1 pseudogene is annotated in these 365 nt (G+C 65.2%); it reads left to right on the plus strand.

Annotation, left to right across the window (positions count from 1 at the left end):
* Positions 1 to 164: 164 nt before the first annotated feature.
* A pseudogene (locus H261_RS24475) lies at positions 165 to 365 on the plus strand (transposase); the annotation flags it as partial.

Below are 365 nucleotides of genomic sequence, written 5' to 3' on the forward strand. Positions count from 1 at the left end.
CTGACCTGCCGTGGAACTTTCATCCAGCCATGGGTAGAGTCCTCGCCGAAGTTACGCCGTTTGGCGCGGGTTGAGCAATGGGGGCTGGTTCGGAGCCCGTGACGGGCGGAGAGCCTGCCCCCATTGCCTTGAGTTTGGCGGCGTGAGCCGTCGGTGTCAGGTAGGTCTCGCGCCTGTGCGCCGAGATCGATGGCAAGATCGCCACCTTCCTGGAATGGCCCATCGAGAGCGACTGGCCCTATGTCTGGCTGGACGCCACCTATGTGAAGGTGCGCCAATCTTCAGCGTGGCGGTGATCATCGCGGTGGGCGCCAACACCGCCGGGTGGCGCGAGGTGCTGGGCATGGCCATCGGCGCCTCGGAGT

This window comes from Paramagnetospirillum caucaseum (genome assembly GCF_000342045.1).
GTDB classification, from domain to species: domain Bacteria; phylum Pseudomonadota; class Alphaproteobacteria; order Rhodospirillales; family Magnetospirillaceae; genus Phaeospirillum; species Phaeospirillum caucaseum.